Here is a 15,511-nt window from a genome sequence, read left to right on the forward strand (position 1 = left end):
ATGGCCGTGATGACCCCGAAATTTGGCCTTGGTGCCTCTGTCGTGCGTCTCGAAGACGATCGATTGATTCGCGGCGCGGGTCGCTACACCGATGACGAGAGCCGGCCCGAGATGCTGCATGCGGCGGTCGTCCGCTCGCCGCATGCCAGTGCCCGTTTCACCATCGCCGACCTCGAGGCGGCCAAAGCGGCACCCGGCGTCAGGCTCGTGCTGACCCATGCCGATGTCGCCGCGCTTGGCGATATTCCCTGCGTTGGCAAGCCCGCCATGGCCGACGGCAGCAGCTTTGTTTCGCGCAACGCGCCTGTCTTATGCAAGGACGTGGTGCGCCATGTCGGCGACGCGGTCGCCTTCGTCGTTGCCGAGAGCGCGATTCAGGCGAAGGACGCGGCGGAGCTGATCGAGGTGGATTACGGGCCGCTCGAGGCCGTCGCCGATCTTCACGCGGTGATGGGCGAGGGCGCGCCGCTGGTCTGGCCGGAAGCCGGCAGCAACGTTGCCGGCCGGATGCATGTCGGCGACAAAGCGGCGACCGACAGGGCTTTTGCCGAGGCGGCCCGCACCGTGGCCATCGATGTCGTCCAGAACCGACTGGTCTGCAACTACATGGAAGTGCGATCGGCGATCGGCGAGTTCGTCGAGGCCGAGGGCCGCTATCAGCTGACCTCCGGCAGCCAGGGTGTTCACGGCCTGCGCGACACGCTGGCGAGCGCCGTCTTTAAGGTCGATCCGTCGACCATTCGCGTCGTCACCCGCGACGTTGGCGGCGGCTTCGGCACCAAGGCCTTTCTCTATCGCGAATATGCGCTAGTGCTGTTTGCCGGCAAGAAGCTCGGCCGCCCGGTGAAGTGGACCGCCGATCGCGGCGAACATTTCGTCACCGATACCCATGGCCGCGACAATGTCGTCACCGCCGAGATGGCAATCGACGCGGACGGCCGCTTTACCGGCTTGCGGATCAACATTGCCGCCAATCTCGGCGCCTACACGTCGCAGTTCGGCCCGATGATCCCGTGGTTCGGCATGTCGATGGCGACCGGGCTCTACGACATTCCGGCGATCGACGTCGCTTGCGAGCTGTTTTACACCAACACCGTGCCGGTCGATGCCTATCGCGGGGCCGGTCGCCCGGAGGCGGCCTATCTGATCGAACGGCTGGTCGACAAATGCGCCGCCGAGCTCGGCGTTGCGCGCGAGGAGATCCGCCGGCAGAACTTCATCAAGCCGGAGCAGCTCCCCTATAAGACCGCCTTCGGCCGGCTTTACGACACCGGCGACTTCGTCGGCCACATGAGCGAAGCGATGCGCCGCGCCGGCTGGGCGGATTTCGAGGCGCGGCGCGAGAGCGCGTCGGCGGGCGGCAAATTGCGCGGCATCGGCATGGCGACATATGTCGAGGCCTGTGCCTTTCCAGGTTCGGAGCCGGCTTATGTGGAACTCACCTCCGACGGCCGGGTGACGCTGAAGATCGGCACTCAGTCGAATGGCCAGGGCCACGAGACCGCCTATGCACAGTTTGTCGCCGAGGCGCTGAAGCTCGATTACGACCGCATCGAGGTCCGTCAGGGCGATACCGACGACACGCCGACGGGCGGCGGCACCGGTGGGTCGCGGTCGATCCCGCTCGGCGCTGTCTCGGTGCGCCGCGCGAGCCAGGTGCTGGCGGACAAGCTGAAGAAGATCGCCTCGGACGAACTCGAAGCGGCGGTCGCCGACATCGAGCTCGAGGGCGGGCTCGCCCGTGTCGCCGGCACCGATCGCACGATTGATTTCGCCGCCCTCGCCAAGGCCGCCAAAAGCGCCGACGATCTGAAGGCCACCGGCGAGTTCAAGCAGGACGAGTGCACCTATCCGAACGGCACTCACATTTGCGAGGTGGAGGTCGACGAAGAGACCGGCGTGGTCGAGATCGTCGCCTATACGATCGTCGACGATTTCGGGGTGACGGTGAATCCGCGCCTGCTCGCCGGCCAGATCCATGGCGGCGTTGCGCAGGGGCTCGGTCAGGCTCTGCTCGAAAACACCGTCTATGCCGAGGATGGTCAGCTGATCTCGGCGAGCTTCATGGACTACGCCATGCCGCGCGCCTGGGATCTGCCGATGTTCGACTTCAAGACCCGCAACGTGCCCTCGACCACCAACGCCCTAGGAATCAAGGGCGCCGGCGAAGCGGGAACGATCGGCGCGGCGCCGGCGGTGATGAATGCCGTTGCCGATGCGCTGCGGCCAGCCGGTGTCGAGCGGATCGACATGCCGGCGACGCCGCTGCGGGTCTGGGAAGCCCTCCAGGCGGCACGCGCCGGCGTCTGACCCTTGAGCGCCCTGCATCCGATCGGACGCAGATAGGTCGCTCTCACTCTTTCAATCGACGCATCGTGCTTTGCCGAAAATCGATTCCGATTTTTGGGCCGATGCTGTCTGTAGACATCGCCGCCGCGATCAGCCTGGCTTTCAGCACGCGGCTGATCCGCTCTGTCGCGGTTGCCGCACATGGCAGAGTGGCAGCCGTCTGCTGCCGCCACCTGCGGGCGGTTCATACAAATGTGAAAGAAATCGTAACACCTTTCCGGCAATTCGTTCGTCGTCCGGCCTCTGCAGAATCGCAGGCCGCCGGACGCTTTCTTTCCCTTCCCCCGAAGGCGGTCTGTGGGCGCCCGAAGCGGCGTAGATGAGGTCGAGACCATGGCGATGCCGCCGCAGGCTGATTCCAACCCTATGGTCGGGGTCGGCCTGAAATGCATGTCGGTCGTCGTCTTCGTCGGCATGCAGACCATGATCAAAAGTGTCGGACACGCCGTTCCGGCCGGCGAGGTCTCGTTCTTCCGGTCGTTCTTCGCGCTGGTGCCGGTGGTGATCTATCTCGCCTGGCTCGGCGATTTGAGATCGTCGCTGCGAACCAACGACCTTCCGGGCCATATGCTGCGCGGCTTTGTCGGCGTTGGGGCGATGGTGCTGTCGTTCTTCTCGCTCGCCTCACTGCCCTATCCGGAGTGGGTCTCGATTTGTTATGCGGCGCCGCTGCTCACCGTTATTTTCGCCGCGATCTTCCTGAAGGAAGTGGTGCGGGCCTATCGCTGGACCGCAGTGATCATTGGTCTTGCCGGCGTCTGCGTGGTCACCTTGCCGAGTCTGACCATCGCTGAAGCCGGCCTTGGCGGCATGGGCGCGGTCGGCGCGCTGGCGGCGCTAGGCTCCGCCGGCTTCACGGCGGTCGCGATGATCCAGATCCGCCGCCTTGCCCAGCACGAGAAGACGGCGACAATCGTCATCTACTTCTCGCTCACCAGCTCGCTGATCTCGCTCTTGTCGAGCCCTTTCGGCTGGGTTCTGCCCACGCAGGGCGCAGCGCTGCAACTTATCCTGGCCGGTCTTCTCGGCGGCATCGGCCAGCTGCTTCTGACTGCGAGCTACCGATTTGCCGATACCTCCACCATCGCGCCGTTCGAATATACCTCGCTCATCTTTGCCGTCCTGATCGGCGTGTTTGTGTTCGGCGAGCCGCTGGCCTGGACGACGGTGGTCGGCGGGCTGATCGTGGTCTCGGCCGGCATCTTCATCATCTGGCGCGAGCACCAGCTTGGCATCAAACGCCGCAAGGTCCGCCGGGCCGCGTCGCCCACCTTGAGCTGAACGCCAAGCCGAAAAGCGGCCGCCCGGATTTCGGACGGCCGCTCGGTCGATTGGTCTGGGCAGGACGCCGGAATGCGGCGCGCTGGCTCGTCAACGGATGATCAGCGCCGGAATGGCGCAGTGGCGGATGATCTCCGCCGTCGTCGAGCCGACGATGAAGCTGCGGATTCGCGAGTGGCCGTAGGCACCCATCACGATCAGATCGATGCCGTCCTGCTCCACCTTGTTGGCGATGCACGCCTCGACATCGCCTTCGGTGGTGTAGACGCTGACGTTATACCCAGCGGTATGAAGCCTTTGCTCGGCGTCGTGCAGTCGCTTGCCGGCATCGCCGCTCGGCTGACCGACCATGAACAGCTCACAACGCACGTCTTTCAACAGCGGGCTCGCCACCAGCCGCTCAACCACCTCCGATGAGCTCTTGCCGCCATCGAAGGCGACAAGAAACGTTTCGATCGGCCGGAAGGCGCGGGATGTGACGAGCAGCGGGCGCTTGGTCGAGCGGGCGACGCGTTCGAGATTGGAGCCGAGATGGCCTTTGGAAAAATCCGCCGCCTCGCCGCGCTTGCCGATTACCGTCAGGCGGGTCTCGTCGGCGAGATCGGCCACCGTGTCGGCGATGTCGCCATGGCGGAGCTTCTCGCTAACCGCCTCGATGCCGGCGGCCTTCACCCGCGCCACCGCTTCTTCGAGGACGACGCGGCCGCGCTTCAGTGCAATCTTGGAACGTTTTTCATCGAGTTCGGCGAGTTCGTTCATCAACGTGCTGCGCTCGCCGAGGTCGAGATTGCCCGACAGATCGAAGATTCCGCCTGCCGCCTCGCGCCGGCCGATAGCATGCACCACCTCGACTGGAGCCTTGAGCCGGCGCGCGGCCCAGACGGCATGATCGGTGACGCTGGTTGCGTAGATCGAGCCGTCGACGCAGGCCATGATCTTGGTCATGAGTTCCTCCCTTCGATCAGTGCGCGGCGAGCTGGTCGAGCGCGTCCGGCTTGTCATGGATGGCAATCCGGTCGACCAGCGTGGCGCTCGCCTCGTTGAGGCCGCGGATCTCCACCTCGGCGCCCTCGCGGCGGAATTTCAGGACGATGCGATCCAGGGCGCCGACGCCTGATAGATCCCAGATATGCGCATCGGCGACGTCGATGACCACCGTGTCGAGTGCTTCCTTGAAGTCGAAGGCCTTGCCGAAGCGGTCGCTGGAGGCGAAGAACACCTGACCCTCGACCTTGTAGATGCGGGTATGGCCGTCCGCGGACAGCACCGACGTGACGTGGAACAGCTGGGCCACCTTCGAGGCGAAGAAGACGCCGGACAGCATCACGCCGATCACGACGCCGATCGCCAGATTGTGCGTCCAGACGACGGCGACGACGGTGGCCAGCATCACCACCGACGAGCGCCGGGGATTGCTGGGCAGGGTCTTGATCGAGGACCAGGAGAAGGTGCCGATCGACACCATGATCATGACCGAGACCAAAGCCGCCATCGGGATCACCGCCACCCAGTCGCCGAGGACGACGATCAGGAACAACAGGAAGATCCCGGCGCAGAAGGTCGACAGGCGGCCGCGGCCGCCGGACTTCACGTTGATCACCGACTGGCCGATCATGGCGCAGCCCGCCATGCCGCCGAGAAAGCCGGTGACGAAGTTTCCGATGCCTTGGCCGATGCATTCGCGGTTCTTGTTCGAGCCGGTGTCGGTCAGATCATCGACGATCTGCGCGGTCATCAGCGATTCGAGCAGGCCGACCACGGCGATCCCGGCCGAATAGGGCAGGATGATCATCAGCGTCTCGAGATTGACCGGCACGTCGGGCAGCAGGAAGACCGGCAGCGCGGAGGGCAGTTCGCCCATGTCGCCGACCACCCGCAGATTCATGTGGAAGACCAGCGACACCGTCGTCAGCACCACGATGGTGATCAGTGGCGAGGGGATCGCCGTGGTGATCTTCGGGAACAGATAGATGATCGCCAGACCCGCCGCGACCATGACGTAGGTCATCGGCGGCACGTTGATCAGTTCGGGCAGCTGCGCCATGAAGATCAGGATTGCGAGGGCGTTGACGAAGCCCGTCATCACCGATCGCGAGACGAACTGCATGGCGTTGCCAAGCTTCAGTGCGCCGCAGATCATCTGCAGGATGCCTGCCAAGATCGTCGCGGCGAACAAATATTGGAGGCCATGGTCGCGCACCAGCGAGACCATCAGCACGGCGGTGGCGGCGGTGGCGGCGGAGATCATGCCCGGCCGGCCGCCGGTAAACGAGATCAGAACGGCGATCGAGAAGGAGGCATAGAGGCCGACCTTCGGGTCGACGCCGGCAATGATGGAAAAGGCGATGGCTTCGGGAATGAGAGCAAGGGCGACGACGAGCCCGGCCAGCACGTCGGCACGCACATTCCCGAACCACTCGCGGCGGAGTGTTTCAGCAACAGTCATCGGTGTCTTCAGCTTGCGCGGAGGAAAATGACCCGATCAAGGGTCGTGCGAATTGTGATCGAAGTTGGCCGGGGGATAGGCGCCCAGCATAGCCACCCAAGAGCTTGGGTCCAGACGTGGCCCCGCTCTTGCCATTTCGCCGCTGCGAGATCAACCCTGCGGCGCCGCGTCACGACGAAGCGGGCAGCGGCTGCCCGCCGCGCAGCGCTGTCCGGCGTGGCTCAGGCGGCGGCTTTGTCGGTCTCGTCGGCCTCGCCGCCCGTCCTCTCGGCGGCGTTTTCCTCCGCTTCGAGGCCCGCCTCGGCGCGCGGATCGAGGTTGAAGCTCGCCGGGGTCTGCACCCTGGCGAAGGGGATGGTCTGGAAGTCCGGCCGCTCGTCGGCCGGGATCGCGACGCGGCGGAAGGTGCGATAGAAGGCATAGGCGGCGTAGATCGCCATGGCCGAACCCACCGCCTGAAACAGGCCCTCCGGCCCGATCGTCTCCATCAGGAAGGCGGCGTAGATCGGCCCGATCATCGTGCCGATGCCGTAGAGGATCAGCAGGCTGCTCGATACCTTCACGAAATCGGTGTCATCGGCATAGTCGTTGGCATGGGCGACGGCCAAGGAGTAGGCCGGATAGATGATTCCGCCCAGAATGAAGGCGATGCCGAACAGGGCGGCATCGCTCGTCTGGCCGAAATACACGCCGGCGATGGCCGCGCCGACGCCGATGATCCCGGCGGCGCTCATCACGTAGCGGCGATCGGTCTTGTCGGAGATCCGGCCGAGCGGGATCTGGAAGATCGCCCCGCCGAACATCGCCGCGACGGTCAGCGTCGCGATATTGGCAGTGGACAGGCCGATCTGCTGGCCGAAGACCGGCGCCATGTTGCCCCAGCCGGCCGACAGGATGCCGGCGAGGACGATCCCGACGGCGGCGACCGGCGAATTGCGAAACAGGATCAGCACGTCGATCTTCACCGCGGCGATCGGCGCCGGCGACTGCGCCCGCGACAGAGCGGTGGGGATGACCGCCAGCGCGAAGCCGATCGCGCACAGCATGAACGGCGCTGACAGCTCCGGCCGGCTGAGAGGCATGACATATTGTCCGCCCATCATCGCCGCCATGGTGACGATCATATAGATCGAGAAGATCGTGCCGCGGGTCTCGTTGGTGACGCGCTCGTTCAGCCAGCTTTCGATGACCATGTAGCTGCCGGCAAGGGCAAAGCCCGAGAGGCCGCGAAAGACGATCCAGGCGATCGGATCGACGAACAGGCCGCACAAAAGGATTGAGATCGCGAGCAGCGCCGAGAGGCTGGAGAAGGTGCGCACATGGCCGGCGCTGCGCACCAGCCGCGGAACGATCACGCAGCCGATGGTGAAGGCAAGGGCATAGGCCGTGCCGAACGAGCCAATCTCATAGCTCGTCCAGCCTTCGATCGAGCCTCTGACCGGCAACAGGATGCCCATGAGACCGGCACCGGCCATCAGGAAAAAGGTCGATGTCAGGAGGGCTGCGATCGGCAGAAGCGGCATGGATCAGCTCGGGTGCGAGGAAGGTTGCAACAGGCCGGCACTATCGGAATCGGTCGCTCGCTCGTTACGTCGTCGTTATCGATTTGGCGAGGGATTTTCGTTCGGCAATAGGGGCTGCGGGGTGGTGACCGGGTCTGCGCGGAATGTCCTCAGGCGGCGCCGATCTCGACGAGTTTTGTCTTCAGCGCGAGAAGATCGCGCCAGGCGAGCTGCTTTTGCGCTGGCTGGCGCAACAGATAGGCCGGATGCAGCATGGCGATCGCCGGAATCGTCGTGTCCAGGCTGGGCCCGAAGGTGTAGCTGTGCCACTGGCCGCGAATCCGCAGGATGCCCTGCTGCACGCCGAGAACGGCTTTGGCCGAGGGGGCGCCGAGGCAGACCAGCACCTTCGGCTGCACCAGCGCGATCTGGCGCTGGATGAAGGGCAGGCAGATGCGCGTCTCGACCGGCGTCGGTGGACGATTGCCCGGCGGGCGCCAGGGCACCGTGTTGGTGACCCGCACGCTCTCGCGCTCGATGCCGATCGCCGCCAGCATGCGGTTCAAGAGTTGGCCGGAGCGGCCGACGAAGGGCACGCCGGCCAGATCCTCGTCGCGGCCCGGCGCTTCGCCGATCAGCATCAGATCGGCCCTGTCCGGGCCATCACCGAAAACCGTGTGCTTGGCGGTGATCTTCAGATTGCAGCCGTCGAATTCGGTGAGCAGCGCCCGCAGCTCGTCGAGGCTGGCGGCGCTCGTCGCCCGCTCCCGCGCATCGGCGAGCGCGATGTCGTCGGGAACGGTGACGCGGCTCGACGGGAATGCTGAGTCGGGGTTGACTGTTTGGGCAAAGCCGCCGGAGGACGCGGGCGGTGATGCGTTGCCTATGGCCTCGCGCGGCGCGGCAGGCCGGCGCTCGCGGTTGTCCCCCGGCCGAGGCGCAGCCTTCCCGTCATGGCCGCGATTGCCGGCCGCGCGGCGCTCGCTCTCGGCCGCGGTTTCGGCAAAACGATCGCGCGGCGCATCGAGCATCAAGGTCTCAATGCCGGCCTCGCGGTAAAAGGCGAGGAGGGCGGTCGCGGCATCGTTCGCGGTGCGGGGTGTTTCGTCGAGCATGAGCCGATTCTATTCCATCCGGCGGCGCATTGCAGCCGCTTTATCGCACTGCGGTCAGTGGCCGACTGTGCTGGAAAACAGATTGATGACAAGGACGCCGGCGACGATCAGCGCCAGGCCGGCATAGCCGGCCGCATCGATCTCGAGCTTGAACCAGAAGACGTCGATCAGAGCGAGCAGCACGACACCGCAGCCGGACCAGATCGCATAGACGATGCCGACCGGCATGGTGCGCAGCGGCAGCGACAGGAAATAAAAGGCGAAGGCGTAGAAGGCTACCGTCATCAGCGACGGAGCGAGGCGGGTGAAGCCGGCGGCGGATTTCAGCGCGCTGGTGCCGAGGATTTCGCAGACGATGGCGATGGCGAGATAAAGCGCGTTCATGGCGGCTCCTGGCGACGCGGTGAGCGGTGGGCCTGCTTCAGCATTCGTGAGGATAATGCGTCAATCGCCGGGAGGCCGAGTTCGCTTGGTTGGAACGGAGGCTTGGCCGGGCGAACATTGCCAATGGCCCAGGCGGGCGGTGCATTGTCGTTGCGTCAGTGGACGGCCCGCGCCGCGCCTGGACATCCGCCGCAGAGGCCGCGGCGGAGTCGCGCAGATGGCACCAATCTATCTCGATCAAACTCACAATAATCCTTTTGCGTCCGGCAATTGTCCAGCTTCCCGTTCTGTGTTTAAGCCTGAAAGGCCGGGGGTGCCGCGTGCGAGCGTTGCGAGAGTATTCCTGCCGCACCTTGCCCCGGCAAAGTGTGCCGGCATACGGCGTGCCACCCGTGTCGCATTGGTTGCCGAACGCGGCTTTCGAAATAGGTTCGGGGCGTCAGGCGCCGGACCGAACCGGCCACGACCGGGAAGAGATGGATACGACATGGATGACGCCGCCGAACTGCCCGACCGCGAATCGATGGAATTCGACGTCGTCATCGTCGGCGCCGGGCCGGCTGGACTAGCCGCGGCGATCCGGCTGAAGCAGATCGATCCCGAGATTTCGGTCGTCGTTCTGGAAAAGGGCGCGGAGGTTGGCGTCCATATCCTGTCCGGCAATGTCCTCGACCCGTCGGCCCTCGACCGGCTGTTGCCCGAATGGCGCCAGGAAGAGACACCGATCAAGACCGAAGTGACCGAGGACCATTTCTACCTCTATGGCGAGAAAAGCGCGAGGCGCTTGCCGAATGCGCTGATGCCGAGGCTGATGTCGAACCACGGCAATTTCATCGTCTCGCTCGGTCTTGTCTGCAAGTGGCTGGCCGAAAAAGCCGAGGCGCTTGGCGTCGAGATCTATCCGGGCTTTGCCGCTTCCGAACTCTTGTTCGACGAGACCAACGCGGTGATCGGCGTCGCCACCGGCGACATGGGGGTGACCCGCAGCGGCGCGCCCGGCGGGATGTATCAGCGCGGCATGGCGCTGCTCGGCAAATATGTCTTCCTCGGCGAGGGCGTGCGCGGCTCGCTCGCCAAGACGGCGATCAACGCCTACGGCCTCGACGAAGGCTGCGAGCCCGGCAAGTTCGGCCTCGGCATCAAGGAGCTGTGGGAGATCGCGCCGGAGAAGTCGAAGCCCGGCCGCATTCAACACTCTTTCGGCTGGCCGCTTGGCGACAAGACCGGCGGCGGATCCTTCCTTTACCACCTCGGCGACAATCAGGTCTATGTCGGCTTGGTCGTCCATTTGAACTACAAGAACCCATATCTCTCGCCGTTCGAGGAATTCCAGCGCTTCAAGACCCATCCGAACGTCGCCGAGTTGCTCAAGGGCGGCAAGCGCATCGCCTATGGCGCGCGGGCGATCACCGAGGGCGGCTGGCAGTCGGTGCCGAAGCTGGTCTTCCCGGGCGGGGCGCTGATCGGCTGTTCGGCCGGCTTCGTCAATGTGCCGCGCATCAAGGGCGCGCACAACGCCATGACCTCCGGCATGCTTGCCGCCGAAACGGCCGCCGAGGCGCTGAAGGCCGGCCGCGCCCATGACCAGCTCACGGCCTATGAGGATGCCTGGCGGACCTCGCCGATCGGCAAGGATCTGAAGCCGGTGCGCAACGTCAAGCCGCTGTGGTCGAAATTTGGCACCAGGCTCGGGGTGATGCTCGGCGGGCTCGACATGTGGACGAACTCGCTGTTCGGCTTTTCCTGCTTCGGCACCCAATCGCACGGCAAGCCCGACTATGCGTGCCTCGATGCGGCCGACAAGCACACGCCAATCGTTTATCCCAAGCCCGACGGCGAACTGACCTTCGATCGGGTCTCCTCGGTCTATCTGTCGAACACCAATCACGAGGAGGACCAGCCGGTTCATCTGCAGCTCAAGGATCCGGCGCTGCAGACGTCATCGGAACTCGGCGTCTATGCCGGGCCGTCGCAGCGTTATTGCCCGGCCGGCGTCTACGAGTGGGTGAAGGAGGGCGACGCGGACAAGTTCGTGATCAACGCCCAGAACTGCGTCCACTGCAAGACCTGCGACATCAAGGATCCGAACCAGAACATCACCTGGGTGCCGCCACAGGGCGGTGAGGGGCCGGTGTACGAAACGATGTGAGAGCCGGGCCAGGCGCGTCTGGCGCGCGGCTCTGCACAGAGTGTCGGCGCGAAAATCGGAATCGATTTTCGGCAAAGCACGATGCTCAACTCAATAATTTCGGGCGCCGTTCACCCTGCCGGGCGCACGGCGCTCTGGTGTTTTGCCGGGGAGATTTCGGGCGTTGTCGCCCCTGATTGAAACCCTGCCGCAATCGCACCATCTTCCCCACCGCCGATATCTTTACCGAGACTTTAAGAATTTCGACCTGGCAGGGGCTTGAGAATCATGGGAAAGGCCGCTAGAAGGCACTTTCCAAAGGAAACGGCGCGTGGGGTGTGTCTGCACTCGGCACGCGCCTTAGCCGTGAGCAGTTGATGGCCAAAACCAATCCCTTCAAATTTCTGGAGCAGGTCCGTTCCGAAACCTCGAAGGTCACTTGGCCAACGCGTCGCGAGACGATGGTGTCGACCTTTATGGTCTTCGTCATGGTGGTGTTCGCGGCGGCATTCTTTTTTGTTGCCGATCAGGTCCTCGGCTATGTCGTCGGCTTGATCATGAATGCGCGCGTCTGACACTGCCGCAGGAGATATTGAAGCTTTCATGACCGCCCGCTGGTACATCGTCCACGCCTATTCGAATTTCGAGAAGAAGGTGGCCGAATCCATCGAGGAGCAGGCCCGTCAGAAAGGTCTCTCCGAGAAGTTCGAGAAGATTCTCGTGCCGACCGAGAAGGTCGTCGAGGTGCGTCGCGGCCGCAAGGTCGATGCGGAGCGCAAGTTCTTCCCTGGCTACGTTCTCGTCAAGGCCGAGCTGACCGATCAAGTCTTCTCGTTGATCAAGAACACCCCGAAGGTTACGGGCTTTCTGGGGCCGGACAATCGCCCGGTGCCGATCTCCGAGGCCGAGGCGAACCACATCCTGAACCAGGTCCAGGATGGTGTCGAGCGGCCGAAGCCGACAATGTCCTTCGACATCGGCGAGCAGGTGCGGGTCTCCGACGGTCCGTTCGCGTCGTTCAACGGCGTCGTTCAGGAGGTCGATCAGGAGCGGGCGCGTCTCAAGGTGGAGGTTTCGATCTTCGGGCGCGCGACGCCGGTGGATCTCGAATTCGGCCAGGTCGAGAAGACCTGAGTCGAACAGGGCGCCCGAATTTGACGGGCGCCTTTCTCGTGCGGGAGGCGTGTGGGCTCTTTGAAGCCGGCCCATGGATCGCCGCACCGCGCGGACTGCAAAACGCCGGAGCGTTATCGGTTCCCGGCTTGACGAAAGAAGGCAGGAAAAATGGCTAAGAAGGTAGCGGGCCAGCTGAAGTTGCAGGTTCCGGCCGGTTCGGCGACCCCGTCGCCGCCGATCGGCCCGGCGCTCGGTCAGCGTGGCATCAATATCATGGAGTTCTGCAAGGCGTTCAACGCGCAGACCCAGGAGCAGGAAAAGGGATCGCCGATCCCGGTGGTGATCACCTATTATCAGGACAAGTCCTTCACCTTCGCGATGAAGACGCCGCCGGTGAGCTACTTCCTGAAGAAGGCGGTGAATCTGAAGTCCGGCTCCAAGACCCCGGGCAAGGCGACCGCCGGCACGATTTCGCGCAGCCAGCTGCGTGAAATCGCCGAGAAGAAGATGGCCGATCTGAACGCCAACGACCTCGACGCTGCGACCGCGATGATCGAAGGGTCGGCCCGCTCGATGGGCCTTGAGGTGACGGAGTAAGCACGATGGCACAGACCGGAAAGCGCATTCGCTCCGCCCGCGAGGGTATCGAGCGCACCAAGCTTTACAGCCTCGACGAGGCGATTGAGATGATCAAGGGCAAGTCGAAGGTCAAGTTCGACGAAACGATCGAAGTCGCGATGAATCTCGGCGTCGATCCGCGTCACGCCGACCAGATGGTCCGCGGCGTCGTCAATCTGCCGAACGGCACCGGCCGCACCGTGCGGGTCGCCGTCTTTGCCCGCGGCGATAAGGCTGACGAAGCCAAGGCCGCTGGCGCCGACATCGTCGGTGCCGAGGATCTCGTCGCTGAGGTTCAGGCCGGCAACATCAATTTCGATCGCGCCATTGCGACCCCGGATATGATGGGGCTTGTCGGCCGTCTCGGTAAGGTGCTCGGCCCGCGCGGCCTGATGCCGAACCCGCGTGTCGGCACCGTCACCCCGGACGTCACGGCCGCGATCAAGGCTTCGAAGGGCGGCGCTGTCGAGTTCCGCGTCGAGAAGGCCGGTATCGTTCACGCCGGCGTCGGCAAGCTGTCGTTCGACGCGGCCGCGATCGCGGAGAATGTGCGGGCCTTTGCCGATGCGGTGACCAAGGCCAAGCCGTCCGGCGCCAAGGGCAACTATGTCAAGCGCGTGGCGATCTCTTCGACCATGGGGCCGGGGATCAAGATCGACCCGTCGACCCTGTCGGCTGCCGCGTCGGCCTGACCCTTCACATCGCGGCTGCGGATCTTTATATCCGGCGCTTTGCGATCACAACCATTCCGGGCTCGCCCGGGACAACGGAACGGCGCCCTCCGGCGGCGTTCCAAGCATGCCTGTCCGAGATTGTGGGCGATCAGTGCCGTTTGGGTGCCGATCATAATCGTCAGAAAGCCCTCATGAGACGGGGAAGAAACCGTTTTCAGGCGAGACGCCGAAACGGGTTCGAACTCCGATTGCCTTGCGCCGCCCGCGGGTTTCATCCGCAGGTTCGGGTAAGGGGACAGGATCTCCGAGCGTCGTCCGGATGATCCGGGCGGCAAAAGGCAAACCGGCCGCGGCGTTTCCTCGGGAGCGTCTCGGTCAACTGGAGAGAGGCAGTGGACAGAGCGGAAAAACGCGAATTCGTCACGACCCTCAACGAGACCTTCAAGGCCTCGGGGACGGTCGTGGTGGCCCACTATGCCGGTCTCACGGTCGCGCAGATGAACGACTATCGTTCGAAGATGCGTCAGGCCGGCGGGGCTGTCAAAGTCGCGAAGAACCGTCTCGCCAAGATCGCTCTTCAAGGCACGGACGCCGAAGGCATCTCGAACCTGTTCGAGGGCCAGACCCTGATCGCTTATTCGAGCGATCCGGTGGTGGCGGCCAAGGTTTCCCAGGATTTCGCCAAGGGGCACGACAAGCTCGTGATCCTCGGCGGCGCGATGGGGACGACCACGCTCGACGCTGATGGTGTGAAGGCTCTCGCCAACATGCCGTCGCTGGACGAGCTCCGTGCGAAGCTTGTCGGCATGATCAACACGCCGGCAACGCGTATCGCCGGGGTCCTCCAGGCGCCTGCGGGTCAGCTCGCACGCGTATTCGGGGCCTACGCCAAGAAGGACGAAGCGGCGTGAGGATGGTTCCTCGCTGCTCAAATCAAAGTTCGAACCTGAAGGAATTGAAACATGGCTGATCTCGCCAAGATCGTTGAAGACCTGTCGAGCCTGACCGTCCTCGAGGCGGCTGAGCTGTCGAAGATGCTGGAAGAGAAGTGGGGCGTGTCCGCCGCCGCTCCGGTTGCCGTCGCGGCTGCCGGTGGTGCGGCTGGTGGCGAAGCCGCCGCTGTCGAGGAGCAGACGGAGTTCAACGTCATCCTCGCTTCTGCCGGCGCGCAGAAGATCAACGTCATCAAGGAAGTCCGCGCCCTCACGGGTCTCGGCCTCAAGGAAGCCAAGGATCTCGTCGACAACGCGCCGAAGCCGGTCAAGGAAGGCGTCGACAAGGACGAGGCCAACAAGATCAAGGAAGCGCTGGAAAAGGCTGGCGCGACCGTCGAGCTCAAGTAATCGCGGCTCGCCCGCGGTTTCGCGAGGAAAATTCGGTGGGCGGGACGGCGTTTCGCCGTTCCGCCTTCCGTGCCTGCGAGAGCGCCCTCTGCCCGATCGGAGGCAGACAGGACGCTCAAGCACCTTGAATCGGCGCATCGGGCTTGGTCGATGCGGCCGGCCGGTCAATTCGAGGCCGGTGATGTGTGCGGTGTGGTCGTCGTGCCGGTTCGGGCCAGGCGATGCGCCGGAGCCCGGATCGCCGGGTGGCGGCCTCGATCGGTGTTCGGGCGCTGTCGACGGGTCGAGGGGCGTATGTCCTGACCCCCGTTCGTTCGCGTATCCGTTGGATGCGTCGCGGCGAGGGTGCGGAGATGCGAGCCGGGCGGCTCGGCGAAGTCTTGGTGGCGGTTTTCGCCAAGGGCCAAGCTTCGATCCCGCGACGTGCGGGACTGACATACCCGCCTTGCGCGGGACGACATATGCCCCTGTCTTGCGGCAGGGGAAGGGCGGCGAGCCCGAAAATTGCAAGTTCGGCCGCGGCGACGCGGCAGCCCTCCGGCCAGAGGGTTAGCA

The 15,511-nt window shown here is 64.3% G+C and carries 14 protein-coding genes and 1 other annotated feature; of the genes, 9 read left to right on the forward strand and 5 right to left on the reverse strand.

Features of this window, described 5'->3' with window-relative positions; all coding sequences use genetic code 11:
• On the forward strand, positions 1-2,310 hold the full coding sequence (locus J1C48_RS04645) for a xanthine dehydrogenase family protein molybdopterin-binding subunit (protein WP_207256539.1): 2,310 nt from the start codon (positions 1-3) through the stop codon (positions 2,308-2,310).
• Positions 2,311-2,682: 372 nt separating this feature from the next.
• Positions 2,683-3,630, forward strand: coding sequence for a DMT family transporter (locus J1C48_RS04650; RefSeq protein ID WP_231081576.1), 948 nt, complete (start codon positions 2,683-2,685; stop codon positions 3,628-3,630).
• A 90-nt stretch (positions 3,631-3,720) separates the two neighbouring features.
• Here J1C48_RS04650 and J1C48_RS04655 read toward each other — a convergent pair whose 3' ends face one another.
• From J1C48_RS04655 to J1C48_RS04675, 5 genes are all read right to left on the reverse strand, one after another.
• Positions 3,721-4,575, reverse strand: coding sequence for a universal stress protein (locus tag J1C48_RS04655; RefSeq protein ID WP_207256540.1), 855 nt, complete (start codon positions 4,573-4,575; stop codon positions 3,721-3,723).
• 16 nt (positions 4,576-4,591) lie between these two features.
• Positions 4,592-6,076 (reverse strand): SulP family inorganic anion transporter, encoded by a 1,485-nt coding sequence (locus J1C48_RS04660; RefSeq protein WP_207256541.1) that lies wholly within the window; start codon positions 6,074-6,076, stop codon positions 4,592-4,594.
• A 62-nt stretch (positions 6,077-6,138) separates the two neighbouring features.
• Positions 6,139-6,191: a sequence feature (sul1 is cis-regulatory element that is thought to sense ions involved in sulfur or methionine metabolism; They are found in Alphaproteobacteria), on the reverse strand.
• A 106-nt stretch (positions 6,192-6,297) separates the two neighbouring features.
• Positions 6,298-7,599, reverse strand: a complete 1,302-nt coding sequence (locus J1C48_RS04665; RefSeq protein ID WP_207256542.1) for an MFS transporter — start codon at positions 7,597-7,599, stop codon at positions 6,298-6,300.
• A 149-nt stretch (positions 7,600-7,748) separates the two neighbouring features.
• Positions 7,749-8,693, reverse strand: a complete 945-nt coding sequence (locus J1C48_RS04670) for a uracil-DNA glycosylase (RefSeq protein ID WP_207256544.1) — start codon at positions 8,691-8,693, stop codon at positions 7,749-7,751.
• Between the two features lie 54 nt (positions 8,694-8,747).
• On the reverse strand, positions 8,748-9,077 hold the full coding sequence (locus J1C48_RS04675; protein ID WP_207256546.1) for a DMT family transporter: 330 nt from the start codon (positions 9,075-9,077) through the stop codon (positions 8,748-8,750).
• A 487-nt stretch (positions 9,078-9,564) separates the two neighbouring features.
• Between J1C48_RS04675 and J1C48_RS04680 the strand changes: the two genes are divergently transcribed.
• From J1C48_RS04680 to rplL, 7 genes are all read left to right on the forward strand, one after another.
• Positions 9,565-11,226: an electron transfer flavoprotein-ubiquinone oxidoreductase gene (locus J1C48_RS04680; RefSeq protein ID WP_207256548.1), complete on the forward strand. Its 1,662-nt coding sequence runs from the start codon at positions 9,565-9,567 to the stop codon at positions 11,224-11,226.
• 353 nt (positions 11,227-11,579) lie between these two features.
• Positions 11,580-11,780 (forward strand): preprotein translocase subunit SecE, encoded by a 201-nt coding sequence (gene secE / locus J1C48_RS04685; RefSeq protein WP_207256652.1) that lies wholly within the window; start codon positions 11,580-11,582, stop codon positions 11,778-11,780.
• Between the two features lie 28 nt (positions 11,781-11,808).
• Positions 11,809-12,339: a transcription termination/antitermination protein NusG gene (nusG, locus tag J1C48_RS04690; RefSeq protein ID WP_207256549.1), complete on the forward strand. Its 531-nt coding sequence runs from the start codon at positions 11,809-11,811 to the stop codon at positions 12,337-12,339.
• 150 nt (positions 12,340-12,489) lie between these two features.
• Positions 12,490-12,918 carry a 50S ribosomal protein L11 gene (gene rplK, locus J1C48_RS04695; protein ID WP_207256551.1) on the forward strand — a complete coding sequence of 143 codons (429 nt, stop codon included), beginning with the start codon at positions 12,490-12,492 and terminating at the stop codon, positions 12,916-12,918.
• A 5-nt stretch (positions 12,919-12,923) separates the two neighbouring features.
• The gene (gene rplA / locus J1C48_RS04700) at positions 12,924-13,631 is read left to right on the forward strand and encodes a 50S ribosomal protein L1 (RefSeq protein ID WP_207256553.1); all 708 of its coding nucleotides are present in this window, start codon (positions 12,924-12,926) and stop codon (positions 13,629-13,631) included.
• A 374-nt stretch (positions 13,632-14,005) separates the two neighbouring features.
• Positions 14,006-14,524, forward strand: coding sequence for a 50S ribosomal protein L10 (gene rplJ, locus J1C48_RS04705; RefSeq protein WP_207256554.1), 519 nt, complete (start codon positions 14,006-14,008; stop codon positions 14,522-14,524).
• Between the two features lie 51 nt (positions 14,525-14,575).
• Positions 14,576-14,956 (forward strand): 50S ribosomal protein L7/L12, encoded by a 381-nt coding sequence (gene rplL / locus J1C48_RS04710; RefSeq protein ID WP_207256555.1) that lies wholly within the window; start codon positions 14,576-14,578, stop codon positions 14,954-14,956.
• Positions 14,957-15,511 lie beyond the last annotated feature (555 nt).

It is taken from the genome of Jiella flava, assembly GCF_017349315.1.
Lineage (GTDB): Bacteria > Pseudomonadota > Alphaproteobacteria > Rhizobiales > Rhizobiaceae > Jiella > Jiella flava.